20 protein-coding genes and 1 pseudogene are annotated in these 22,134 nt (G+C 69.8%); 12 read left to right on the top strand and 9 right to left on the bottom strand.

The genetic code is table 11. From position 1 onward, the window contains the following. Positions 1-5 precede the first annotated feature (5 nt). The 3 genes from AB8P05_RS02535 to AB8P05_RS02525 are packed head-to-tail and all read left to right on the top strand — an operon-like array spanning position 6 to position 3,266. On the top strand, positions 6-1,313 hold the full coding sequence (locus AB8P05_RS02535; RefSeq protein ID WP_472758676.1) for a glycosyltransferase family 4 protein: 1,308 nt from the start codon (positions 6-8) through the stop codon (positions 1,311-1,313). Continuing rightward, positions 1,306-2,286, top strand: a complete 981-nt coding sequence (locus tag AB8P05_RS02530; RefSeq protein ID WP_472758675.1) for a hypothetical protein — start codon at positions 1,306-1,308, stop codon at positions 2,284-2,286. The genes AB8P05_RS02535 and AB8P05_RS02530 overlap by 8 nt, the downstream gene beginning before the upstream one ends. Then, complete coding sequence (locus AB8P05_RS02525) at positions 2,283-3,266, top strand: glycosyltransferase family 2 protein (RefSeq protein ID WP_472758674.1); 984 nt, start codon at positions 2,283-2,285, stop codon at positions 3,264-3,266. The genes AB8P05_RS02530 and AB8P05_RS02525 overlap by 4 nt, the downstream gene beginning before the upstream one ends. On the opposite strand, the gene AB8P05_RS02520 is transcribed toward AB8P05_RS02525, so the two are convergent. The 3 genes from AB8P05_RS02520 to AB8P05_RS02510 all read right to left on the bottom strand — a co-directional run bounded on the left by AB8P05_RS02520 (position 3,176) and on the right by AB8P05_RS02510 (position 7,403). Then, entirely contained in the window at positions 3,176-3,643 is a 468-nt protein-coding gene (locus tag AB8P05_RS02520; RefSeq protein ID WP_455171737.1) for a helix-turn-helix domain-containing protein, read from the bottom strand. The two genes, AB8P05_RS02525 and AB8P05_RS02520, sit on opposite strands and share 91 nt — an antisense overlap. Before the next feature lie 134 nt (positions 3,644-3,777). Next, positions 3,778-4,572, bottom strand: a complete 795-nt coding sequence (locus AB8P05_RS02515; RefSeq protein ID WP_472758673.1) for a glycosyltransferase — start codon at positions 4,570-4,572, stop codon at positions 3,778-3,780. Next, positions 4,569-7,403, bottom strand: coding sequence for an SLBB domain-containing protein (locus tag AB8P05_RS02510; protein ID WP_472758672.1), 2,835 nt, complete (start codon positions 7,401-7,403; stop codon positions 4,569-4,571). The genes AB8P05_RS02515 and AB8P05_RS02510 overlap by 4 nt, the downstream gene beginning before the upstream one ends. A gap of 348 nt (positions 7,404-7,751) precedes the next feature. Here AB8P05_RS02510 and AB8P05_RS02505 point away from each other — a divergent pair, with 348 nt between their 5' ends. Then, positions 7,752-8,786, top strand: a complete 1,035-nt coding sequence (locus AB8P05_RS02505; RefSeq protein ID WP_472758671.1) for a histone deacetylase family protein — start codon at positions 7,752-7,754, stop codon at positions 8,784-8,786. Positions 8,787-8,872: 86 nt separating this feature from the next. Then, positions 8,873-9,448: a putative metalloprotease CJM1_0395 family protein gene (locus tag AB8P05_RS02500; RefSeq protein WP_472759303.1), complete on the top strand. Its 576-nt coding sequence runs from the start codon at positions 8,873-8,875 to the stop codon at positions 9,446-9,448. 31 nt (positions 9,449-9,479) lie between these two features. Here the strand turns inward: AB8P05_RS02500 and aguB are convergent, their stop codons facing one another. After that, positions 9,480-10,388, bottom strand: coding sequence for an N-carbamoylputrescine amidase (gene aguB, locus AB8P05_RS02495; RefSeq protein ID WP_472758670.1), 909 nt, complete (start codon positions 10,386-10,388; stop codon positions 9,480-9,482). A 558-nt stretch (positions 10,389-10,946) separates the two neighbouring features. On the opposite strand from aguB, the gene AB8P05_RS02490 reads away from it, so the two are divergent. Next, positions 10,947-11,462 (top strand): MarR family winged helix-turn-helix transcriptional regulator, encoded by a 516-nt coding sequence (locus tag AB8P05_RS02490; protein WP_472758669.1) that lies wholly within the window; start codon positions 10,947-10,949, stop codon positions 11,460-11,462. 61 nt (positions 11,463-11,523) lie between these two features. Here AB8P05_RS02490 and AB8P05_RS02485 read toward each other — a convergent pair whose 3' ends face one another. Continuing rightward, entirely contained in the window at positions 11,524-12,840 is a 1,317-nt protein-coding gene (locus tag AB8P05_RS02485) for a pentapeptide repeat-containing protein (protein WP_472758668.1), read from the bottom strand. Between the two features lie 188 nt (positions 12,841-13,028). On the opposite strand from AB8P05_RS02485, the gene phoU reads away from it, so the two are divergent. The 3 genes and pseudogenes from phoU (at position 13,029) to AB8P05_RS02470 (ending at position 16,281) form a co-directional block, all read left to right on the top strand. Further along, the gene (gene phoU / locus AB8P05_RS02480; protein WP_472758667.1) at positions 13,029-13,748 is read left to right on the top strand and encodes a phosphate signaling complex protein PhoU; all 720 of its coding nucleotides are present in this window, start codon (positions 13,029-13,031) and stop codon (positions 13,746-13,748) included. Positions 13,749-14,021: 273 nt separating this feature from the next. Beyond that, positions 14,022-15,653, top strand: coding sequence for an anthranilate synthase (locus tag AB8P05_RS02475; protein ID WP_472758666.1), 1,632 nt, complete (start codon positions 14,022-14,024; stop codon positions 15,651-15,653). Then, positions 15,551-16,281: pseudogene (locus AB8P05_RS02470) on the top strand (glutamine amidotransferase-related protein). Before AB8P05_RS02475 ends, AB8P05_RS02470 begins: the two are co-directional and overlap by 103 nt. A gap of 47 nt (positions 16,282-16,328) precedes the next feature. On the opposite strand, the gene AB8P05_RS02465 reads toward AB8P05_RS02470, so the two are convergent. Together AB8P05_RS02465 and AB8P05_RS02460 are read right to left on the bottom strand one after the other, a co-directional pair. Continuing rightward, positions 16,329-17,705, bottom strand: a complete 1,377-nt coding sequence (locus AB8P05_RS02465) for an ATP-binding protein (RefSeq protein ID WP_472758665.1) — start codon at positions 17,703-17,705, stop codon at positions 16,329-16,331. Further along, entirely contained in the window at positions 17,702-18,403 is a 702-nt protein-coding gene (locus tag AB8P05_RS02460; RefSeq protein ID WP_455171727.1) for a response regulator, read from the bottom strand. The genes AB8P05_RS02465 and AB8P05_RS02460 overlap by 4 nt, the downstream gene beginning before the upstream one ends. 168 nt (positions 18,404-18,571) lie before the next feature. On the opposite strand from AB8P05_RS02460, the gene AB8P05_RS02455 reads away from it, so the two are divergent. Further along, positions 18,572-18,841 carry a hypothetical protein gene (locus tag AB8P05_RS02455; protein WP_472758664.1) on the top strand — a complete coding sequence of 90 codons (270 nt, stop codon included), beginning with the start codon at positions 18,572-18,574 and terminating at the stop codon, positions 18,839-18,841. 19 nt (positions 18,842-18,860) lie between these two features. Here AB8P05_RS02455 and AB8P05_RS02450 read toward each other — a convergent pair whose 3' ends face one another. Beyond that, on the bottom strand, positions 18,861-19,373 hold the full coding sequence (locus AB8P05_RS02450) for a MarR family winged helix-turn-helix transcriptional regulator (RefSeq protein ID WP_098739700.1): 513 nt from the start codon (positions 19,371-19,373) through the stop codon (positions 18,861-18,863). Between the two features lie 113 nt (positions 19,374-19,486). Then, positions 19,487-20,443 (bottom strand): iron exporter MbfA, encoded by a 957-nt coding sequence (gene mbfA / locus AB8P05_RS02445; RefSeq protein WP_472758663.1) that lies wholly within the window; start codon positions 20,441-20,443, stop codon positions 19,487-19,489. 274 nt (positions 20,444-20,717) lie between these two features. On the opposite strand from mbfA, the gene tpiA reads away from it, so the two are divergent. Together tpiA and secG are read left to right on the top strand one after the other, a co-directional pair. Next, the gene (gene tpiA / locus AB8P05_RS02440) at positions 20,718-21,473 is read left to right on the top strand and encodes a triose-phosphate isomerase (protein WP_472758662.1); all 756 of its coding nucleotides are present in this window, start codon (positions 20,718-20,720) and stop codon (positions 21,471-21,473) included. Between the two features lie 167 nt (positions 21,474-21,640). Further along, entirely contained in the window at positions 21,641-21,982 is a 342-nt protein-coding gene (secG, locus tag AB8P05_RS02435) for a preprotein translocase subunit SecG (protein WP_455171723.1), read from the top strand. Positions 21,983-22,134 lie beyond the last annotated feature (152 nt).

The following is a 22,134-nucleotide window of genomic DNA, read 5'->3' as shown; positions in this document are numbered from 1 at the left end:
TACGCGTGCAAATCAGGCTTTGGTGCGCTGTGTCGCTCGACAGACCTTCAATCCTGTTCGTCAATCGGGTGTTCCCGCCGGACCGCGGGGCGACCGGACGTTGCCTCCACGATCTGGCCGTCCGCATGGCGGCTGCGGGGTGGAGGGTCTCGGTTGTCGCGGACGGCGGGGGCGCAGACGGTGGAATCGCGGACGGCAGGCAGGCGCGGGCGGAGGCGTCGGACGGCATCGCGCTCCACCGGACCGGCGGCAGCGTGCCGGAGGGGGAGCGGCCGGACGCCCGTGCCTATCTCGAGTCATTGTGCCGCCTGACCGGTCGCGCCCTGCGCCTGCCGCGCCATGACGTGGTGGTCACGATGACGGATCCACCGATGATGGCGCTGGCCGGGCCGATGCTGGCGGCACGCCATGGCGCGGCGGCGCTGCATTGGTGCCAGGATCTCTATCCCGATTTGCTGCCGGTGCTGGGGGTGCGGATGCCGGCACCGCTCCGCCGGCTGGCCGGGTTGGGCATGGCCCGCGCCTTGCGCCGGCACGACGCGGTGATCGCGATAGGACGCTGCATGCGCGACCGGATCGCCGCGATGGGGGTGGCGGCGGAGCGGCTGCGCCTTCTGCCCAACTGGTCCGATCCCGCCATCCGCCCCCTGCCAAAGGCCGGGAACGGGGTCCGCCGCTCTCTGGGAATGACGGACGGCCAAGCGGAAGGGGAAAGCCGCTTTCTGGTCGCCTATTCCGGCACGCTCGGCCTCGCCCATCCCATGAGCGGCGTGCTTGAAGCGGCGGCGCGGCTGCAGGACAGTGACCCGGGCATTCTGTTCCTGCTGGCCGGGGAGGGGCGGGGGTTCGCCGCGGTGGAGGGGGAGGCGCGAAGCCGCGGCCTGCGCAACCTGCGGCGCCTGCCCTGGCAGCCGGCCGGCCGGTTGGCGGAGAGCCTGTCCGCCGCCGACCTGCATCTGGTGGCGATGCACCCGGCCGCGGAAGGGATGCTGGTGCCGAGCAAGCTTGCCGGCGTCCAGGCAGCGGGGCGCCCCTGCCTGTTTCTGGGACCGCGCGGGAGCGAAGCGGCGGCGCAGGTGGCCGGTTGCGGCCTTGTCGTCGACCCGTTCGACGGTGCGGCCATCGCCGACGCGGTCCGTTCCTATGCCGCCGATCCCCTGCGCTGCGCGGCGGAGGGTGACCGTGCCGCCCGCCGGTCCGCGGCCTGGACGGCCGATCATGCCGCCGCCGCCTTTGCCGCGATGGCCGAACGTCTCCTGCCGGTGCGGGGAGCCCCACGTCCGATGCTGGCGAGGCCGCTCCCCCATGCCTGACGGCGCGCTCGCCCAACCCGACGCCATGACTTTGCGGCTGCCCACGCGGGACGGCGAGGGCGACCTGCGCGGCGTCGTCCGCCTGCTGCGCCGGGGCTGGCGCTGGCTTCTCGTCGGCGCGGCCGGGGGGATCGCGTTGGCGGTCTGTGCCCTGTGGCTGGTCACGCCGGCCTATACGGCGGCGATGGTGATCGGGCCGACGGCCCGGGTCGGGTCCGCCGCCATGGGGGCGCGCGTGCCGACCCTCAGCGGTCGCGACTCCGCCGCGATGGCCGAGCCGGGGGCCGGCGACGAATCGCTGTCCGACTTCGCCCGCTATCTGGAGCTGTTCGGCTCCGGCCCGGTGGCGGAGCAGCTGGCGCGCGATCCCGGCGTCCTGCACGCCCTGTTCCCCGACCGTTGGGATGCGCAGACGCAAGGCTGGCGTCCGCCCGCCGGGGTGATTCCGGCGGTGAAGCGGATCTTGCTGGCGCTGGTCGGCCGGCAGGACTGGGTCGAACCGGATGGGGAGCGGGTGGCGCGCGCCCTGCGCGACCGGCTGGTAATCGACATGCTGCGGTCGGGACCGATGCGGCGGGTCACGCTGCGCCATCCCGACCGCGCGACGGCGCTCGACCTGCTGGGACGCATCGCGGCGGCCACCGACGCCCATCTGCGGGCGGAGGCCGCGCGGCGCAGCGCCGCCCAGATCGCCCATATCAGGGACCGGCTGGGCGCCGTCACGGTGGCCGAGCATCGGCAGGCGCTGAGCGACCTGCTGCTGGACCAGGAGCGGGTGGCGATGATGATCGGGGTCGATCTTCCTTTCGCCGCCGACATGATCCAGCCGCCCGTCGCCGCGGCCCTGCCGGACTGGCCCAACCCGGCGGTTGTGGTGCCGCTGGCAGGACTGGCCGGGTTAGCCGCTGCCTGCTTCGCCCTGTCGGCCTGCCATGCCCTGCGGGACGGACGCACGGGGGAGGGGATGCGATGACCGGGATCCCCGTTTCCGTCGTGGTGATGACCCGCAACGAGGCAGCCAACCTCGCCGCCTGCCTCGAGGCCCTGACCCGCTTCGCTGAATGCTTCGTTGTCGACAGCGGCAGCGACGACGGCACGCCGGACATCGCCCGGTCGCTCGGCGCACGGGTGGTTCCCTTCCGTTGGAACGGACGCTATCCGAAGAAGAAGCAATGGTGCCTGGACAACCTGCCGCTGGCCCATGACTGGGTGCTGTTCGTCGATGCCGACGAGCGGCCGACCGCGGCGCTGGTCGGGGAGATCGCCGGGCTGATGGCCGGCGGGCCGCGCCATGCCGCCTATTGGATCGACGGCCGGCCGGTGCTGCGCGGGCGGGCTCTGCGCTTCGGCTGCTGGAACCGCAAGCTGGCCCTGCTCGACCGCCGCCATGTCCGCTTTCCCGATCAGCCGGACCTGGACGTCGCTGCCATGTGGGAGGTCGAGGGGCACTACCAGCCGCTGGTTGCCGGCACGACCGGGCGCCTGCGCCATCCGATGGACCATGGCGACGCCAAGCCGCCGTCCGCCTGGTTCGATCGGCACAACCGCTATTCCGACTGGGAGGCGGCCTTGCGTGCCGATGGCCGGATAGAGCGGCTGATTGACGGCGAGCCGGGCGACGGCGGGTTGCTGCGGCGGCGGACGCTGAAGCGGCTGTTCCAGCGCCTGCCGGGCCGTCCCCTCTGGGCCTTCCTGCATGCCTATGTGCTGCGCCTGGGAATCCTCGACGGCACACGCGGGCTCGACCACGCGTTGGCACGCGCGTTCTATTACTGGCAGGTCGGGCTCAAGATGCGGTCCGCCGTCCGGGCGCAGGATTCCGCCGCGCGCCTTCCGTCGGGCTGCTCCCCTTCGCCTGCCCCTTATTCCTCGACCAGCGCGATGCGGTCGCCGCCCAGCGCCTTCAGCAGGTCGAAGGTGCGCTTGCGCACGCCCGGATCCTCGATCCGGTAATAGGCGCGCACCAGCTCCAGCGTCTCGCGGCGGGCCATCGACTCGAATTCCTCGGTCTCGCTCGCGCTTTCGGCCGGTGCCTCGGCGGCGATCTGGTCGGGAGACGGCATGTCGTCGAAGAAATAGCTGACCGGCACGCCCAGAACCTGGGAAAGGTTGTACAGGCGGCTGGCGCTGATGCGGTTCGACCCGCGTTCGTACTTCTGCAGCTGCTGGAAGGTGATCCCGACCGCCTCGCCCAGCTTTTCCTGGCTCAGGCCAAGCAGGGTGCGGCGAAGCCGCAGGCGGGCACCGACATGGATGTCGATCGGATTGGGACCTTCGCCGCGGCGCGACAGAGTGTGGGCGGGGGCGAGTTTGGTCTTGGTCGCGCTCATAAGTCGTACCTCGAAGGGAAAGCCGGAGGGAAGGCGCCGCGAGAATGCTTAGTTCAGAAAGTAAATTCTATGCAACCATTTGTGCGCATCAACGGTCCGTTTGGGTGGAAGTGGGAGGTGGCGCGTGAAAGACATTAAGTTTCCGGGCATCTGAAACGTAATTTCGCGTAAGCCGTGGGAAAGCGGTGGCGCACTGCCAGCACGACTCGCTGCGCTGCGGTGATGGCCGCCGCGCATGCCCGGCCCTGCCCAAGCTGAAGCCGTCGAATCGCCTCCTGCTCGCGACGGCCAGCGGCGGCATCACGTTGCGACAGCCCTCCGGGGGCAAACAGGCAGACCGGCCAGTCGAGCCGGACCGCCGGTCCGCGTTCGAGCGCGGCGAGCGTGAAGGCATAGTCGGCCGCGATCCTGAAAGCGGGATCGAAGCGGAGGCCCGCCAGGGCCGGTACGCCGTAGATCATGGCCTGATGGTGCGTGAACATGCCGAAGGACGCCCAGCGGTGAGACCGCGCGCGCTTAACCAGGATACGTCCGTCGCGCTGCCGCTCCAGCGCATTTCCGTAGAGAAGGGCGGCGCCGGGGTGGCGGCCGGCGGCATCCACGATTCGGGCCGCGCTGTCCGGCGCCGCGAGCCGGTCGCCGGCGTTCAGGAACAGCACATGGCTGAAGCCGAGGCGCCGGACGGCATCGAGCCCGTCGTTCATCGCCGCGTAGAGCCCATTGTCGGGCGCGGATCGCCACCAGACCGGTAAATGGGCATTGTCCGCCAGCCACTCCGCGGTTCCGTCGGTGGATCCGCCGTCGGCGACCATCCAGGCGACGGTCGCGCCCAGCTGCCCCCGCAGGCTGTCATGGGTGTCGATCAGACCGGCGCGGTCGTCGCGGACCACGGTCAGGATCGCAAGACGGGGAGGGGGCGTCATGGTCATCGCGCGATCACCGAGACGGAGGCGGCGGTGATGGCGAGCTGGCTCAGGATGTTGCCGAACACCTTGGCGGCATCCAGCCCGTCGAAAGGCCGCGGGTCGCGCGGCACCACCAGGATGGATCCGGGTGGGATCGTCTCCACCCGATGGTTCCAGGAGGACAGGGCCAGCGGGCGCGCCCGGCCGTCGGGCAGAACCAGGAAGCTGCGTCCGGTGTCGGCGTCGCGGGTCGGGCCGCCGGCCTCGCTCAGGTAATCGTCGGCACTCTTGCCGCTGACGAATTGCGCGGTGGTGGGGTGCAGGACCTCCCCGGCGACCGCCACGGTCAGCGGCCGCTTGGGAATGAGGATGCGGTCGTCGGGCTCCAGCAGCGGGTCCAGCTCGGGCCGGGTGCGCAGGACGGCGGGGTCCGCCTCCACCACCACGCGGCCGAGCGGTTCGGCACCGCGAAGCTGGGCGGCGAGCTGCCGCGCCAGGGCGACATTCTCGGCCTTCACCGGTTCGCCCTTTTCCACCTCCAGGGCGAGCGTCCGCTCCAGCTCGCGCGCCTGACGCTGGAACTGCTCCTTCTCGCGGCGGCGCTCGCTCTCGCGGGTCAGGACGGCACCGGCGGGATAGGCGTCCTCCAGAAGGCCGCCGGCCCGCGCGATCAGGGAGGACAGCGTCTCGCCGCGGCCGATGTCGTAGCGACCGGGCCGGCGCACCGCCCCTTCGATGGCGACGGCGCGCGACTCCAGCGCCTGCGGACGCGGATTGATCCTCAACGCATCGCCTGGGCCGACCGTGCGCGTGCCGTCGCGGCCGAGATCGACGACGTTGCGGCCGCCGGTCGCGGCGGTCAGCTCGGCCGCAGCCGGATCGGCATCGGCGGACAGCCCGCCGGCGACAGCGACCAGAGCCGACAGCGGCGTGCGGTCGGCGACGGGATAGCCGCCGGGTTCGCGCACCGCGCCGCGCACCTGCACCGTGCGCTCGGCGATCACCGCGACGATGGCCGGGTCGAGCAACGCGGCCAGCATCGGCGGCTCGTCTGCCGTCTCATCCGCCGACTCGGCGGACTTGGCATCCGTGTGGATGTTGGCAGGCTTCACAAGGCTGCGGATGTCGTCCGCGGCGAACAGGTGGATGCGGTCGCCGTCGGCAAGCCCGCGATCAGCCCGCCCGGCGGCCACCTCCTGCGGGGAAAAGGGCAGATAGGCGCGGGTCAGGCTGCGCCGGTCGTAGCGTTCTACGATGCCCAGCAGCGGATAGACGTCGCGTTTCAGGGCCTTGCCCTCCGCCAACGCGCCACGCAGCGTGGTCCCCGCCGTCAGGCGACGGGTGCCAGGACGACGGATATGGCCGATCAATTCGTACTGTGGCGCCTCCGACTCGACGATGGTTTCGCGGTGGCCCGGACTTCCGGTGTTGGTTCCGGACCCGCCGACGACCGGGTAGAAGCCGGGGCGCGACACACCGGACAGCCGAAGCACGGCATGGCGTAGCGCCAGGGGAAGCAGGTCGGGCACCGCGGCGAACAGGGGCGGGCAGGGCGTGCGCGCGCCGGCCAGCCCGGCGGCGGCGCGGGCCTGCGGACCGGTGGCGAGCGGCCCGTCGGGCTCCGCGGCAAGACTGCGGGCCAGCGCGACCAGCCCGGGGCAGGCGTCCTCCGGCGGCTTGCGCTCCCCGCGCAGTAGGGCCAGCACCGGCTCCGCGGTCAGGAAATCGACATCGCCGGCCCCCAGCACATGGAGGATGTCGCCCTCGGCCAGCCGCCGGCGGTCGCGCCCGTTCAGCACGGCGGAGAGATCGACCGGCTGGAGAATGCGCGATCCCGTGGCGGGGTCGCCGGTCTCCAGTACCGCGAAAGGCAGATAGGGGTCGGGGCGCAGATCGCTGCGGGAGAGCAGTCCGGCGAGCGTCCCGCCCTGCGGAAGGGCGCGCGGACCGGGGCGCAGGACATGCCCCTCCAGCCGCACCTCGCCGCGGCGGTCCTCGCGCAGCGGGGCGAGCAGCAGCAGGTCGCCGTCGCCGAACCGGCGGCTGTCGGCGTCGGCGATCTCCTCCGCCGTTTCCTCGCCGGACGGGCCGATGCCGAGTCGCAGCAGCCGGGCACGGCCGGGCCGCAAGGCGCCGCCTGCCAGATCGCGCAGTTCCGCCGCCGACAGCGGACCGCCGCCGGGCGGCAGTTCATAGATGCCCGGCCGCTTGACCGGCCCGGCGATGCCGACGGTGGCGCCCAGCGGCGGAACGAACAGGCGGTCGCCGTCGCGCAGCGGCAGGTCGGCGTTGCCCGTGGCCCCCGCCAGTTGCAGGGCATACAGGTCGATTGCGATCCCGCCGCCCGCCCGCATCAGGCGAATGGCCCGCAGGCTGCCGCCCCGGTCCACCCCGCCGGCCGCCGACAGGGCGTCGAGAGCGGTGGCGAAGGCGCTGACCTCCTGCCGGCCGGGATTCCGGACCGCACCGGTCACCACCACGCCGATCCGCCGCACCTCCGCCAGGGTGGCGAAGGCTTCGGTGTTGGGCCAGGTGGCGGTCACCGCGGCGGCAAGCTCCCGCCGCAGGGCGTCCAGCGACAGGCCGGCGGCGGTGACCGGGCGCAGGTCGTCCACCACCAGCTGGCCGTTGCGGTCGACGGTGAAACGCTTGCTGAAGGATTTCTGGCCGCGCAGCGTCACCGTCACGGCGTCGCCGGTGTTCAGCACGTAATCGCCCTGAACGGCACCGGGGGCGCCGGAGTCACCGGTCGCCGCATCGCGCGCGGGGGCGAACAGGTCATAGCCGAACTGGCGCAGCGGCTCGCCGGCGCGGGCGGAAAAGGCGGCTTCCAGGGGAGAGGCGGACGGCGGCAAAAGAGGATCGTTTCGCGTCGGCCCGGCGGCCAACACGGCGCACGCCCACAGCAACGGCACCGCCCCCGGTGCCAATCGGGCGAATATCCTGCACGCAGCAGCCAGCATCGATGTTCAATATCCGGTCATTCACCCGCCCTAAGCGAGCTGAAATAGGTGAACACTATCGAATGCATTCAACCGGAAGGCAATGGTCCGCATCCGGTGCGCCATGCAAAAGGGCGGGATCCGTGGGCCGGCGGGCAGGGCTATGATGCGCCGTCCGCCCATTGCAGCTGAAGCGGCTGCAACGAAGGGCGGCACGGCGCCGGCAAGCGGCCGGGGAAAACACCGAAGGATACCAGTGGCGTGATCGTCATCCACAGCGAAGAGCACCGGCTGCAGGCCGGCCGGTCCGAACTCAACGACGGCCAGCTCGTCCCCTGCTACGAGAAGCCGGCCCGTGCCGACATCGTGCGGGCGCGGATAGAGGCGGTCGGGCTCGGGCCCATCGTCGAACCCACCCGCCATGGCCTCGCCCCGCTGGAGCGGGTGCATGACGCCGGCTATCTCGGCTTCCTCCAGACCGCTTGGGACGAGTGGGTGGCGGAACATGGCGCCGACATCGATGCGCTGCCGCTGAACTGGGTGGCGCCGGGCATGTCGCGGCGGCGGGTGCCGCGGTCCATCGACGGGCGACTCGGCTTCTACTCCTTCGATGCCGGGACGCCGATCACCTCCGGCACCTGGCGCGCGGCGACCGCGGCGGCGGACAGCGCGTTGACCGGCGCCGACCGGCTGCGCGCCGGCGACCGCAGCGCCTTCGCGCTCTGCCGGCCGCCCGGCCACCATGCCGGACACGCCTTCTACGGCGGCTATTGCTTCCTGAACAACGCGGCCATCGCGTCACAGTCGCTGCGCGACGGCGGTGCCGCGCGGGTGGCGGTGCTGGATGTCGACTACCACCACGGCAACGGCACGCAGGAGATCTTCTGGGAGCGCGGCGACGTGCTGTTCGTGTCGATCCATGCCGACCCGGCCGACGAGTTCCCCTATTTCTGCGGCCATGCCGACGAGACCGGCGCCGGAGCGGGCGACGGGGCGAACCTGAACCTGACGCTGCCCTGGGGCACCGACTGGGCCGGCTATGCCCAGGCGCTGTCCGCGGCGGCGGAGCAGATCAGGGCGTTCGGGGCCGACGCGCTGGTCCTGTCGCTGGGGGCGGACACCTATGGCGGCGATCCGATCTCCCGCTTCCGGCTGCTGTCGGAGGATTTCCTGCGCATGGGGGCCGCCATCGCCGGCATCGGCCTGCCGACGCTGTTCGTGATGGAGGGCGGCTATGCCGTCGACGATCTGGGGGTGAATGTCGCCAATGTCCTGACCGGCTTCGAGCAGGGGTGAGCGAGCCTGCGGGACGAACCGGCCTCGCCGTTGCCGGCACGGCCGATTCGTCCTAAATTTGGCGGAGAACCGGCCCCTTCTTGAGGATGCGGACGGTGGCTGCCGACCTTTCGATCTCCAGCCTGCCCATCGGGACCTACGCCGCTCCGCGAAGCCAGCCGTCGCGGGGCGAAAGCAGGAGTGCGCCCGAAGGGAAGGACGGCGGTGGGACCGCCGGGCCGTCGGACACGGTCACCCTGTCCGACGCGGCGCAGCAGCAGGTCCAGAAGCTCAAGCAGATCGACGCCAACGTCCGCCAGCACGAGGCGGCGCATCAGGCGGCCGGCGGCAGCCATGCCGGCAGCGCGTCCTTCACCTACACCCGCGGGCCGGACGGCAAGAACTACGCCGTTGCCGGCGAGGTGCCGATCGACGTCAGTTCCGAATCGGAGCCGGCCGCAACCATCGCCAAGATGGAACAGGTGAAGGCCGCCGCCCTCGCCCCGGCCGACCCATCGCCCCAGGACATGCGCGTCGCGGCGCAGGCCGATGCGGCGAAGCTGCAGGCGCAGGCCGAACTGCGCCGGCAATCCGGGGACTCGCCGGCCGGACGTGCCGCTGCGGCCTACGGAGCGGCACAGTCCCTGGGCAACTCCCGATCCGGCACAGGGCTGACGGTCTGACGGCGGTGCGGCGGGGATGCCGCCGCGACGCTCAGCGCCGCGGCGTGGTCTCTCCGTCCAGCGTCAGCAGGGCGCCGTACAGTTCCGGACGGCGGTCGCGGAAGACGCCCCAGGAGGCGCGCTGGGCGGCGATGCGGTCGAGGTCGAAGGTCGCGGTCAGCACCGTCCGGCTTTCACGGTCGGCCTGCGCCACGATCTCCCCCTGCGGACCGGCGATGAAGGAGGAGCCATAGAAGGTCAGCGCGCAGCTTTCCCCCTGTTCCACCCCGACGCGGTTGGAGGCGACGAGCGGCATCAGGTTGGCGCCGGCATGCCCCTGCATCACCCGCGTCCAATGGCCCTGGCTGTCGATGGAGGAATCCTGCGGCTCCGACCCGATGGCGGTCGGATAGAGCAGGATCTCCGCCCCCTTCAGTGCCATGACGCGGGCGGTCTCGGGAAACCACTGGTCCCAGCAGATGGCGCAGCCGACGGTGGCGTAGCGGGTCTTGAACACCGGGATGCCGGTGTCGCCGGGGCTGAAATAGAACTTCTCCTGATAGCCAGGACCATCGGGGATGTGGGACTTGCGGTAGACGCCCAGCAGGCTGCCGTCCGCATCCACCATGGCCATGGAGTTGTAATAGGCGTTGCGCGCCTTCTCGAAGAAGCTGACGGGGATCACCACCGACAGCTCGCGCGCCAGCGCCCGCATCCGCTCGATCACCGGATGGCCTTCGGCCGGAGCGGCGAGTTCGAACAGCGACTGCTTCTGGTCCTTGCAGAAATAGGGGGTCTCGAACAGCTCCTGCGGCAGGATGATCTGCGCGCCCTTGGCGGCAGCCTCGCGAATCAGCGATTCGACGCCGTCGACGTTGGCGGCACGGTCCCAGCTGCAGGCCATCTGGGTGGCGGCGACGGTGACGGTACGGGACGAAGGGACGGTCGGCGAAGCGGTCATTGCGGTCGCTGGCTCCTGTGGCGGCAAGGGTGGCGGTAGGGCATCGGGTCGATTGACGTCTGTGTGACCAAAGGTCGCGGCGGATACAAGCGGTTGGGCGGGACTCTGCGGGATTTTAGCGAAATGTTCACATTTCACCGTCTCCGCGATACGAATTGGCAAATAAAACCGATCCAAAGGGAAATCTTCGCGCCTCCTACCATATGCGGATATGGCAACTGACGCTTGCGTCAAAAAGATCGACCCTACACAGGGCGGCCATGCACCGTATCCGCGTCACCGTTCTGCTTAAGTTGGATGATATTTGCCGATCCTTTGACCGACATATCATTGCATGCCTGCGACCGATGGCTGCGCAATTGATTTGCGCTTTGCACACAGCACGTTATGATTGGATGACGCAGCCAGGACCATTCGTGTCAAGGTGGTATCACCGGGATGGCATGGACCCGATCGACGCGATGGCGCCAGGTACCCTCACGGGCGACCGCCCGGCGCTTGCACCCGGTGGGCGGGAATGGTTGTCGACTTGGTAACGACGGCAGAGAGATTGTCGGTATGGAGGCGTCTGTCAAGGGGTGGGAGCCGGAGCGCCCCGGCGGTTCGGAGGATGCGGCCGGTTCGGCCGACGGTGCGTTATCGTTCGTCGTCCGTGAAGTGAACCGCGCCTTCGCCCGCGCCCTTCAAACCCGTATCGCGCGGTCGGGCGTCAGCATGGGGCAGTGGTTCTTCCTGCGCGCCCTGTGGGAGGAGGATGGCCTGACGCAGCGCGAGTTGAGTCACCGCGTCGGCATGATGGAGCCGACCACCGTCACCGCCGTCAACGTGATGGAAGGCCAGGGGCTGGTCCAGCGGGTGCGCAACAGCCACGACCGCCGCAAGATGAACATCTTCCTGACCGACAAGGGCCGGGCGCTTCGCGATTCGATGATGCCCAGCGCCTCGGAAATCGCCCAGCTCGCCATCCAGGGCATCTCGCCGGACGAGCTGGACCTGACGCTGGACGTGCTGCGCCGCGTCGGCGCCAACCTCAACGCCGCAGCGGCCTCCGCCCGCGACGGCGAGGAGGAGTGAGCCGGGCGGCCTCGCGCCGCCCGCGTTTCCAGCATTCGGGTTTTCAGGGCTGCGGGCAGCCTCAGTCGTCGTCCGGATCGGGCGGCGGCGGCAGGCTGGCGCCGGTCAGGTTCGCTCCGGTGAACTTGGCGTCGCGGATGTTCGCGTCGCTCAGGATCGCGCCGGTCAGGTTGGCATTGGCGAAGTCGCAGCCCGACAGGTTGGCGCCGCGCAGGTTGGTGCGGACGCAGGATGCGCCGGTCAGCCGCGCGCCGGTCAGGTTCGCCGCCCACAGCCGTCCGGTCGGCTGGCCGTCCGGTCCCTTGATGTCGACCCAGCCGATGCCGGCGCCGTCCAACCGCACGCCGTCCATATTGGCGCCGCGCAGGTTGGCGCCGTCCAGGATCGCCCCGCCCAGGTCGGCGCCGGCCAGCACCGCTTCCGAGATGTCGCACATGATCAGCAGCGCTTCGCGCAGCTTGGCGCCGCTGAGATTGGCCCGCTTGAGGTTGGCGCCGGACAGGTTCACGCCGGACAGGTCGATGTGGCTGAGGTCGGCGCCGGTCAGGTCGGCCCGCGCACCCATCGTGCCGTTGGTGTTGATCCAGGTGTAATGGCTATGCAGGGCCTGCTGGATCTGGACGGAGAAATTGTCGGCCGACCGCGCCAGATTGGCGCCGGTGGTATCGGCTCCGGCCAGATCGGCCCCTTCCAGCTTGGCGCCCTGCAGGTCGGCGTTGCGCAGGTTGGCGCCGGCCAGCATCGCGCCGGTCAGGTTGGCGTCGCGCAGCACGGCGCCCTGCAGGTTCACGCCGGACAGGTTGCTGCCGCGCAGGTCGGCGCGGGCGAGATTGCAGCTCTTCATGCTGGCGCGCATCAGCGTGGCGCCGGTCAGCAGCGCGCCCTCGCAGTCGGCGCCGTTCATCGACACGTCGGTCAGGTCGGCGCCGGACAGGTTGGCGTTGGTCAGCGACGCATCGTCGAAATCGGTGCCGGACAGGTCGGAGCGGACGAAATCCAGCCCCTTGCCCCCCTTGCTTCCGCCCGGCCCGCCATAGAGCAGGGCGCCGCCGCGCAGGTCGGCCTCCTTCAGGATGGCGCGCTTCATCTTGGCGCCGCGCATGTGGGCGCCGCGCAGGTCGGCGCGGTACAGGTTGCAACCCGACAGGTCGGCCTTGGTCAGGTGGGCGGCGAACAGGTCGGCGGTGCTGAGATTGGCGTTGGACAGGTCGCAATGGGACAGGTTGGCGCCGGACAGCTTGCCCTGCGCCAGGTTGACCCCGGACAGGTTCGAGCCTTCCATGTTCGCCATGGTCAGGTTGGCGCGCGAACCGCCCGACTTGTTCTTCAGCCAGCGCTCGTGCTTTTCCAGCACGGCAACCAACTCGTGCGGTGTCATCGGCCCTGTCCGGTGTGTCTGGTTGCGTGGTCCATCGATAGACCAGTGTCCAGAAATAATCTATGCCAAAGGTTAAGGCCGCTTCCAGTGCGCTTCCAGTGCATGGGCGGCTTGGCGCGGCGGCGCCCGCGCCCCATCTCCGGGGCGTCGGGCGCCGGACCGCCTGTCACAGCAAGGAGTTGGGGATCATGTCGGGTGGACACACGCTTGCGGCGTTCGACACCGAACTGGAGGCGCTGCGGACCGCCATCGACCGCATGGGCGAACTGGTGGAGCGGCAGGTCGGGCTTGCCCTCGATTCGCTGGCCGGCCCGGACGCCGACATCGCGGCCGAGGTGCTGAAGGGCGATGCCGAGATCGACCGTCTGGAGATGGAGGTGGAGGCGATGACCGTCCGCCTGCTCGCCCTGCGCCAGCCGATGGCCAAGGACCTGCGCGAGATCGTCGCGGCACTGAAGATCGCCTCCAACCTGGAGCGGATGGGGGATTTCGCCGGCTCCGTCGCCAAGCGGGCGGTCACGCTCGCCACCCTGCCGGTGGCGCCGCCGGTCGCCTCGCTGGTCCGGATGGGCCGCATGGTGCAGGCGATGATCGGCGACATGCGCCGCGCCTACACCGAACAGAACGCCGATCTGGCCGCCTCCGTCCGCGATTGCGACAGTGAGGTCGATGCGGCCTATACCAGCCTGTTCCGCGAGTTCCTGACCTACATGATGGAGACGCCGGCCCAGATCACCGGCTGCACCCACCTGCTGTTCGCCGCCAAGTCGATCGAGCGCATCGGCGACCACGCCACCAACGTGGCGGAGAACATCAGCTTCCTGGTCAAGGGCCGCCTGCCCTCGGACGAGCGCCGCAAGGAGGACCTCAGCAGCTACGCCGTCGCACCGCCGCCGGAAGGGGCGTGAATGGTGGGGCTTGACAGCCGGCCGTTGCATGTGTTGCGTTTGGTCCCATGAAAATGTCCTCTCCCCTCCTGTCGCAGCATTGGTGGTGGCCCGTCTCCAACGGGCCGGCCTGGCGACGCGTGTGAACGTGGATTGACGACAAAAGGCCGCCCGGTGCATCCGGAGCGGCCTTTTCCTGACCCGGTAACGGGTCGACCGACGGAAAGACGGACAGGCAGGCGGAAGCACCGTGCGGCGTCACCAGCAAGACGCCCGAATCGGAGCCCCGCCGCCATGACCCCGTCCCACCTGTATCCGGCCCACATCTTCCTGGCCGATCCCGCCTTCCTCGACCCGTTCGCCACCACCACCGGCGGCGGGCTGGAGGTGCGCCGCACCGCCGAGCCGGTGGGGATCGCCGAGGCGCTCGACACGCTCGCCGTCGCGCTGGACGAACGGCGCGGCCTGCTGCTGTCCGGCGGGGTGGAGGCGCCCGGCCGTTATCGCCGTCAGGCCATGGGCTTCGTCGATCCGCCCCTGGCGGTGACCGCCCGCGGCCGCAGCGTGCGCATCGACGCGCTGAACCCGCGCGGCCGCCTTCTACTGCCCGCGGTCGCCGGGACGCTGGACGGGCATGAGGCGCTGGTCGGGCTGGAGGTGACGGCGGGCCGCGTCACCGCCCTGGTCCGCCGGCCGACCGGCGTCTTCGCGGAGGAGGAGCGCAGCCGTCAGCCGTCGGTCTTCAGCGTGCTGCGGGCGCTGATGGCGCTGTTCGCCTGCCCGGACGAGCCATTCCTGGGGCTCTACGGCGCCTTCGGCTACGACCTCGCCTTCCAGTTCGAGCCGATCCGCCGCCGGCTGGAGCGGCCGGACGACCAGCGCGACCTCGTGCTGTATCTGCCCGACCGGCTGCTGGTGGTCGATCATGGCGCCGGGGTGGCGCGCCGCTTCGCCTACGAGTTCGTGGTGGATGGCGCTTGCACGGAGGGAATCGCAGGCGGCGGACGGATCCATGGCTACCGTCCGGACACCAACGCCGCTGCGGCCTGCGACCATGCCCCCGGCGAGTACCAGCAGGTGGTGCGGGCGGCGAAGGAGGCGTTCCGCCGCGGCGACCTGTTCGAGGTGGTGCCCGGCCAGACCTTTGCCGAGCCCTGCGCCGACAGCCCTTCCACCATCTTCCGCCGGCTTCGCGCCGCCAATCCGGCCCCCTATGAGGCGCTGATAAACCTGGGCGACGGCGAGTTCCTGGTCGCCGCCAGCCCGGAGATGTATGTCCGCGTCGGCACCGGTCCCACGACCGGGCGGGTGGAGACCTGCCCGATCTCCGGCACCGTTGCGCGCGGCGCCGATGCGCTGGGCGATGCGGCACAGATCCTGACGCTGCTGAACTCCGCCAAGGACGCGGCGGAACTGACCATGTGCACCGACGTCGACCGCAACGACAAGGCGCGGGTGTGCGAGCCCGGTTCCGTCCGAGTGGTCGGCCGGCGGATGATTGAGCTGTATTCGCGCCTGATCCATACGGTGGACCATGTGGAGGGGCGGCTGCGCGAGGGTTTCGACGCGCTGGACGCCTTCCTGACCCACAGCTGGGCCGTTACCGTGACCGGCGCGCCGAAGCGCTGGGCCATGCAGTTCCTGGAGGACACCGAACGGTCTCCGCGCCGCTGGTATGGCGGGGCCTTCGGCCGCATCGGCTTCGACGGCGGGATGGACACCGGGCTGACCCTGCGCACCATCCGCATGAAGGACGGTGTCGCCTTCGTCCGTGCCGGCGCCACCCTGCTGTCCGACAGCGACCCGGAGGCGGAAGACGCCGAATGCCGCCTGAAGGCGTCCGCCTTCCTCGACGCGGTGCGGGGGAAGGGGCGCCGCCGAGGCTGGCGCTGGTCGCCGCCGCCCCGCCGCCCGGTGCCCGTCTGAGCGGGGAGGGGCGGCGGGTGCTGCTGGTCGATCATGACGACAGCTTCGTCCACACGCTGGCCGACTATTTCCGCCGCACTGGTGCTGCGGTGACGACGCTGCGCCACACCCACGCTCGGGCCGCGCTGCGGGACGATCCGCCCGACCTGCTGGTGCTGTCGCCGGGTCCGGGACGTCCTGCCGATTTCGACGTCGGCGGCAGCGTGCTTGCGGCCCTGGATCTGGGCGTTCCGGTGTTCGGCGTCTGCCTGGGCCTCCAGGGGATGGCCGAGTGCTTCGGCGCGACGCTCGACCGCTTGCCGGAGCCGATGCACGGCAAGGCTTCCCCCTGGTCCACCAGGGCAGCGGCCTGTTCGAGGGGCTGCCGCAGGGGATGCGGGTCGGCCGCTATCACTCGCTGGTGGCAAAGCGCGACAGCCTGCCGCCGGACTTGCGCGTTACGGCGGAGACGGAGGACGGGACGGTGATGGCGATCGAACACCGGACGCTGCCGCTGGCCGCCGTGCAGTTCCATCCCGAATCGATCCTCTCGCTGGAGGGCGGCCATGGACTGGCGCTGATAGACGCGGTGATGGCGACGCTGGCCGGACGCGCCGGCACGATGCGGAAGCGGGAGGCGGCGGCCTGAGAAGGGAGCGGGGAGCAAGGCGCCGCCCGCTCCCCGGCCGCGCGCTGTCACACCGGCAGCCGGATCACCGCGCGCAGGCCGCCATAGGGGCTGTCGTCCAGCGTGATGTCGCCGCCATGGCTGCGCGCCACGTCGCGGGCGATGGTCAGCCCCAGGCCCGAGCCGCCGGTGTCAAGGTTGCGGCTGCTGTCGACGCGGAAGAAGGGCTTGAACACGTCTTCGCGCAGATAGGCGGGAATGCCGGGGCCGTCGTCGTCGATGGTGATTTCGATCACGCCTTCCTTCGGTTCCGCCTTGACCCAGGCGGTGCCGGCATGGCGTCCGGCATTGACCAGCAGGTTGGCGATGCAGCGGCGAACGGCGTTGGGGCGCAGCGGCAGTACCAGTCCCTCCGGCACCGTCAGGGTCACCTCTGTCCCGTCGCGCCGCGCACCGGCGGCGACCTCGTTCAGAAGCCGGGTCAGGTCGGTCGGCTGCACCGCTTCCGTCCCTTCGCCGCGGGCGAAGGCGAGATAGCCTTCGATCATCTGCTCCATCTCGGCGACGTCGGCCTTCAGCTCCTCCACCTCGGGGTCGAGGTCGGGATGCTCGATCATGTCCAGCGCCAGCTTCATCCGGGTCAGCGGCGTGCGTAGGTCGTGGCTCACGCCGGCCAGCATCTCCGTGCGCTGGTTCATCTGGCGCTGGATGCGTTCGCGCATCAGCAGGAAGGCGGAGGCCGCCTGCCGCACTTCCGTCGCCCCTTCCATCTTGAAGTTGGACACGTCGCGGCCTTTGCCCAACGCGTCGGCGGCGACGGCCAGCCGCTTGATCGGGCGGATCTGGTTGCGCATGAACAGGATCGCCACAGCGAACAGCACCACGGCCGACCCGACCATCCACAGGATGAAGATGTAGCTGGTCGGCGTGAACAGGCGGCGTTCCGGCGACATTACCGACAGGACGCCGTCGGCCATCTGCACCCGGATCTCGTACCATTCCCGCGCGACGCGCGTGTTGATGGTGAAGGGGCGGCCGATCCGCTCGTCCAACGCCTTGCCCAGCGTGCGTTCCAGCAGACCGCTCAGCCGCCGGCGCTTCTCGGGCAGGAACTGCTCCGGCTCCACCGTCACGATCAGGTCGGTGGTGCGGGCTACGGTTGCCAGCGTCCAGTCGCGCCCCTCCTGCGAGGGGTCGCGTTCGATCATGGCGATCACGGTGGCGATGTCGCCGGCCACGGCATAGGCCAGCCGGTTCGTCACCGTGTCCCAATGGCGGTCGTAGAAGATCCAGGTCGCCACCGCCTGGGCCAGGATCACCGGCGTGACGATGATCAGCAGCGTCCGGCCGAACAGGGTGCGCGGCAGGAAGCGCTTCAGGAACGGCGTTCGCCGCCGCCGTTCGGCGCGCCGGGTCGCGACGGTCGGGTTCGATGCCGCCGTCAAGGATCGGGCCTCAGCACATACCCCTCGCCGCGGACGGTGTGGAGGTAGCGCGGCTCGCGCGGGTCGGCCTCGATCTTGCGGCGCAGGCGGGTGACTTGGACATCGACGGTGCGGGCGTTGCCGGCGACCTTGCTGCGCTCCGTCAGCTCCTCGCGCGTGAAGGTGACGCCGGGCGAGGCGGCGAGGATGCGCAGCAGGCTCGCCTCCGCCGTGGTCAGGCGGATCACCTCGTCGCCGTTGCGCAGCTCGTCCCGGTCGGGCAGGTAGGTCAGCGGGCCGAGCCGCACCGGGACGGCGGGCGGGGCCGCCGGTTCCGGCGCGCGAGCGGCCTGCCGGCGCAGGATGGAGTTGATGCGCAGCAGAAGCTCGCGCGGGTTGAAGGGCTTGGCGAGATAGTCGTCGGCCCCGGCCTCCAGCCCGGCGATGCGGTCGTCCGGCTCGTCGCGGGCGGTCAGCAGCAGGATCGGCACGTCGCGCTCGCGCCGCAGGGACTCGGTCAGCGACAGCCCGGATTCGCCGGGCATCATGATGTCGAGCACCAGCAGGTCGAAGGCCAGCCCGCCCAGCTGCGCGCGGGCGTCCGCGGCGTCACGGGCCGTGCTGACCAGAAAGCCGTTGCCGGCAAGATACTTGCGCAGAAGCTCGCGCAGGCGGGTGTCGTCGTCGACGACCAGGATGTGAGGCTGATCTTCGGTCATGGCGCGACTATAACGCGTGTCCCCGCAATCGACATAGCAACACCATGGGCGACGCATCATAGGTGCGCATGGCGGGCAGTCGTGTAAGCGGTTGGCCGTTTTGCCCTCGTTCCGTGTTACCCTCCATATGTCCTCCTCAGAGGGCCGAGAGACACAGGAGCGATCACGATGGCCTACGACCACAGGTCCAACGACCCCCGGGACCTGGACGCCCAAGACCTCGCCGAAATGACCCGCAACTTCCTGGCGAAGGGCGGCAACATCGTTCAATGTCCGCCGGGTGCTTCCGAAAACGTGGTGTACCGCAAGGGCGGCTTCCGCCGCCGCACCCCCAACGACACGAAGGCCGCCGCCGAAAAGCCGGCGGAGACCAGCAACGCTCAGGCCAGCACGGAGACCGGCTCCAAGGACACCGGTCCGGCGGCGAAGACGGAATAGAGCGCCGGCCGAAGCGCCTTCAGCGCTTCACGGCAAGCCGGGCAGGGGGAACGGGCGGCGCGAACTTCGCCCGGTCCTCCTCGTCCAGCATGCCCATCATCACCTTGCGGAATCCCTCCACCGCCTCCGCCCCGGCCATGCGGTAGGCGCGGGCGATGCGCTGACGCTGGGTTTCGGACAGCTGGCGTTCCAGCTCCACCCCCTTTTCCGTCAGCTCCAGCAGCCGTTGCCGCCGGTCGCGGGCGCCGGTCTGCTGGTCGATGAAGCCCTGGCGCACCAGTTCGCCCAGCACGCGCGACAGGCTCTGCTTGGTGATCTTCAGGATCGCCAGCAGTTCCGACACGGTGATCTTGGGATAGCGGCCGACGAAATAGATCACGCGGTGGTGCGCGCGGCCGAAGCCGATCTCCGCCAGAATTTCGTCCGGTTCGGCGGTGAATTCGCGATAGGCGTAGAAAAGCAGCTCCATCCCGGTACGGAGTTCCTCCTCGCGGAGGAAGAGCTGGTTCACGCCTGCTTTCAGGTCAGCCATGGCGACGCGGTTGGTTCGATTTGTTCTAATTAGGACAGCGACTCAGACATAAACAATCGTACGTCCGGTTACAAGAACAAGCTCGTTCCCGGACGCGGCTTTTCCTCCGCCGGTCAGGCGCTGCCGATCAGGATTCCGGTGGCGAAGACCAGAAGGCCGCCGACCACCACCTGGAAGGCCGCGGACAGCAGCGGCGTGTCCATGTAGCGGTTGCGGATCCAGGCGATGACGGCCAGTTCGACCACCACCACGGCGATGGCGATGGCGGTCGCCGTCCAGAAATGCGGGATCAGGTAGGGCAGGGCGTGGCCCAAGCCGCCCAGCGTGGTCATCGCGCCGCAGACCACCCCGCGCAGCCACGGGCTGCCGCGCCCGGTCAGCGACCCGTTGTCGGACAGCGCCTCGGCGAAGCCCATGGAGATGCCGGCGCCGATGGAGGCGGCCAGACCGACCAGGAAAGTCTCGTGGCTGTCCTGGGTGGCGAAGGCGGCGGCGAACAGCGGGGCCAGCGTCGAAACCGACCCGTCCATCAAGCCGGCCAGACCCGGCTGGACGATCTGCAGCACGAAGAGCCGGCGTTCCGATTCTTGCTCCCGCTCCCGCACCGCAGGCGAGATGTATTTCGCCTCCAGACGTTCGGCCTTGGCCTCATGCCGGCGTTCCTCCTCGGCCAGATCGCCCAGCAGCTGGCGGATGGCAACGTCCTGCGACCGCTGGGCGGCGCGGGCATAGAAGCGCTTGGTCTCCGCCTCCATCACCTCCGCCTGCCGGCGGACGGTGTCGAGCCCCAGCGGACGGGTCAGCCAGACCGGCTTGCGCTCCACGAAGCCCTTCACGTCCTGGCGGCGGATCAGCGGGATGTGGTCGCCGAATCGCGTGCGGAAGAGTTCCAGCAGCCGGTGCCGATGGCCGTTCTCCTCCGCCGCCATGGCGCTGAACATGCGCGCGGTGTCGGGATAGTTTTCGGCCAGACCGTGGGCGAACTCGTCATAGATGCGGCTGTCCTCCTCTTCCAGCGCGATGGCGAGCGCCAGCAGCTCCTTTTCCGTCAGGTCCGAGAAGTTCTTCATGGGATCAGGCCTTCGCCACGTATGGATGGTGCGTTGCGAATGAACCTATTTCGGATAGGGGTTTCTTCAACTTGGCGGTTCGGCCGATATGGCTGCCCCGGAACCGTCACGGCATAGGCGGGGTGCTACACGATGTCCCTTAAGGCCAGCGGGGGCGGATGCGCCGGTCGGGTGAGTGGAAATTCGGCGGCGGGCTTGCTATGGGCTGTGGTCACGAGAGGCCAAGAACGTTCCGCAAGTTCCCATACAAAGCCTGCACAAGAAGGAAACGACCATGACCGCACGCCGCAAGCTGATCGCCGGAAACTGGAAGATGAACGGGTTGAAGGCCGACGGGCTGGATCTCGCCTCAGACCTCGCCGGGCGGCTGAAGGGCGCCGGGCCGGTCGCCTTCGACATGCTGGTCTGCCCGCCCTTCCCGCTGCTGTTCCCGGTGGGGGAGGCCATCGCCGACAGCCCGCTGGCGCTGGGCGGCCAGGACTGCGCGCCGAAGACCTCCGGCGCCCACACCGGCGACGTGGCCCCGACCATGCTGAAGGACGCCGGCTGCCGTTTCGTCATCCTCGGCCATTCGGAGCGCCGTGCCGACCATGGCGAGAGCGACGCCGTGGTCAACGCCAAGGCGGTCGCCGCCCACAAGGAGAGCCTCGTCGCCATCATCTGCGTCGGCGAGACGGAGGCGCAGCGCGACGCCGGTCAGGCGAATGCCGTGGTGTCGGGCCAGCTCGCCGGCTCCATCCCCGCCGGTGCGGATGCGGAGAACACCGTCATCGCCTATGAGCCGGTCTGGGCCATCGGCACCGGCAAGACCGCGACTCCGGACGACGTAAGGGCGATGCACGCCCACATCCGCGCCGAGCTGGCCGGCAAGATCGCCGACCCGGACAAGGTGCGCATCCTCTACGGCGGCTCGGTCAAGCCCGGCAACGCGGCGGAGCTGATGGCGGTGGACAATGTCGACGGCGCGCTGGTCGGCGGCGCCTCGCTGAAGGCCGACGATTTCTGGGGCATCGCCACCGCCTGCCGCTGATACCGAAGGCCGGTGTCAGCCATGCCGCGAACGGATACGGCATAGGTATTTTGGCGCTGGCATATCGCGCGGCTCCGCGGTACAAACAGTGGGCGCGCGCCACGGGCCCTTAAGACGGCCTGTGGCGCGCTATTCGATTTTTGGGATGGGTGTGGGGTGAGCATCGCATGGAATCGGTGATTCTGGTTATTCACCTGCTGATCGCCATCGGGCTGGTCGGCGTGATCCTGATCCAGCGGTCGGAAGGCGGCGGGCTCGGCATCGGCGGCGGCACCATGGGCGGCATGATGAGCACCCGCGGAACGGCCAATCTGCTGACGCGGACCACCGGCATCCTGGCCGCCTGCTTCTTCGCCACCAGCATCGTGCTGGCGATCCTGGCCGGTGGGCATTCTCGCCCGGCGTCGATCATCGACAGCCTGCCGACGGCGCCCGCGCAGTCGACCGCTCCGGCGGCCCCGGCGCAGCCTGCCGCTCCGGCCCAACCCGCGCCGCCGGTGGCCCAGTAAAGGGATCACCCCAGCAGCGCACGGGTACGAGCGAACAGCGAGGCGGCCTCCCCGAAGCCGCCTCTTTCTTTTGAGGGCCGACGTTCGCGGCGCCACGTCACGGCGGCATCACGGCGGCGACCCTTCGGGGGACGTTGAACATCTCTCCCCTC

This window comes from Azospirillum sp. VT-I1 (assembly GCF_055698305.1).
The sequence above is the reverse complement of the archived record's forward strand: the minus strand, read 5'-3'. Positions and strand labels throughout refer to the sequence as shown.